The organism is Lacticaseibacillus saniviri JCM 17471 = DSM 24301 (assembly GCF_001311785.1).
GTDB lineage: Bacteria > Bacillota > Bacilli > Lactobacillales > Lactobacillaceae > Lacticaseibacillus > Lacticaseibacillus saniviri.
Genome location: NZ_BBBX01000052.1, coordinates 1 through 2,008, shown reverse-complemented (window position 1 = coordinate 2,008; position 2,008 = coordinate 1). Strand labels below are relative to the sequence as shown.

At 37.1% G+C, this 2,008-nt stretch carries 2 pseudogenes; one reads left to right on the top strand and one right to left on the bottom strand.

The window, feature by feature from the left end:
* Positions 1–1,429 (bottom strand): annotated as a pseudogene (gene mobQ, locus JCM17471_RS13020) (MobQ family relaxase); the annotation flags it as partial.
* Positions 1,430–1,698: 269 nt separating this feature from the next.
* Here mobQ and JCM17471_RS13015 point away from each other — a divergent pair.
* Positions 1,699–1,907: pseudogene (locus tag JCM17471_RS13015) on the top strand (hypothetical protein).
* Positions 1,908–2,008 lie beyond the last annotated feature (101 nt).

Here is a 2,008-nt window from a genome sequence, read left to right as displayed (position 1 = left end):
AACAGCCATGATTGTTCGCAAATCTTTGACTGCGCGAGTAATCTTTTGCTGCTCGGTTGGTGAATACTTTTCTAGTAGACCTTGATCAACGTGATCTAGACTTTCTAAGCTATCATCATGAATCATCAGCGTATATTTAAGCTCGATTTTGACTTCCTTTTCTTGTTGCATTAATAACTTCCAGCCAACGTATGGCCGTTTGGTAAAGGCAGATAATTGTAGGATCGATAAATCATCACGAATATTCATTAAACGTTCGTTTAATTCACTGCCTTTGAAAACTGTTTGCTCGCTTTCGGTTTCCTTAATTAATTCTCGTCTTTCAGCTTGTGTGGTCTGTTCAAAATTAAGCTCGGGATAAAGTTTTTTCGTAGTACGATCGACCACTTTATTTAAGAGTTCATCTGCCTTTTTTAATGAGCTTTCTTGTTGGTTAATTGTCAATAATTCTTTAGTCACATCTTCACCAACTGCATGTTTAATTAAGGTGCTATTTTTCCAATTAAATAGCATGCGCCGCTTATCATCTAAACTTTCCAAACTAATATAAGTTTTCAGTTCGTGGCTTAACTCTTTGACCACTTTTTTCTCGTTAAACGAGAAGTGTTTACTTAGGCTATCCAAGTGGCCTCGATTAACTACTTTCTCCTGCATATTTTTATAGCCAGCTTTGGACTTACGATAGTTCTTAACTTGTTGATTAAATGCCTTTCTTTCATGCCGTTTGCTATTGATTCCCTCGTGTTGCATTGGTGTGTCAGCTATTCCCTGTTCCACAAATGATTTTTCACTGATCCGATCAGGAATGTTTTTTGCTCTAAAACCTGATTGACACTAACTGCCCAATTATGACGCCATTCAATTATTTTTCTTTCTTATCCCAATCGACCATCAGTATCTTTCTACTCTTAGGGTACTTGCTAGTTCCGGTATACATTTTATTGCCATTCTCATCTAAAATATATTGCTTTTTACTCTTGATTCCCCATGTTCCGTCTGGGTTAAATGGTCGGTTAGTTAACATCACATGTGCGTGCGGATTATCTTGGTGGTCGCGATGAATCGCTACATCAGCTACCATGCCTTGATCAACAAAATTTTCTTGTACGTATTTTGTCAATAATTCTTTCTGTTCATCTTCGCTTAGTTCAACTGGCAAAGCCACGTTAAACTCTTTCGCATACCGAGAATTTGCTCGCCGATCTTTTCTTTCTACTTCGTTCCATAATTTTTCTCGATCACTGGCCCATGCTGGTGCATTTTTAGGAGTTAAAATAAAACTCTCTGGTATGACTGACCGAGCATATAAATAGTGGCGACCTTCTTGATCATCAAATAATTTTTCACCACTTCGATAAGCGGCACTGGCAATCGCACTTCGTCCTTTACCAGCACTAATATTACTAAAACTCATGTGGAATATTGCCATGTCAGTCACCGTCTTCCTTTGATTCTATGGGTTTTGACCTTGTTGTCGCCATCGGCGACTTCTAATACAGGATTTTATCACGATTTACCCCACAAGAATTTAGTGGGGTGTAAGTGCGCATTTACCTCGTTTCACTCGGTCTTCTGATTCTCTTAACTTTAATTTAGTGTATGCCTTCCGCTTCGCTATTTCAAATTTTATACTTTGACTTAACGTTTCCTATATGATATAGTTCGGTGATTATTTCTAATATGATTGGAGGGATCGTTATGTCTCAAAGTAACTTAGAAAAACAAGAAGCTAAATTAAAAGCCCTTAATCAAAAAATTAAGGACAAAAAAATAAGATTGAACAACGGCTAGGTAAACAAATCATCAGTCAAGCCAATTTAAATTATGCTAATTTAGCTAATGACAATATCAAGTCCTTATCCAAAAAAGTATCCGAGTTTTTAAAGGAAAAGTCCGTAGATCATTAGTCATAGGAGATGGGGAATTCCATGCCTAATCAATATGAAAAACTAGTCGAGCAGCAAGCGCGTTTAAAACAAAAATTGAGCGGGAAGATTTTAAATTACGG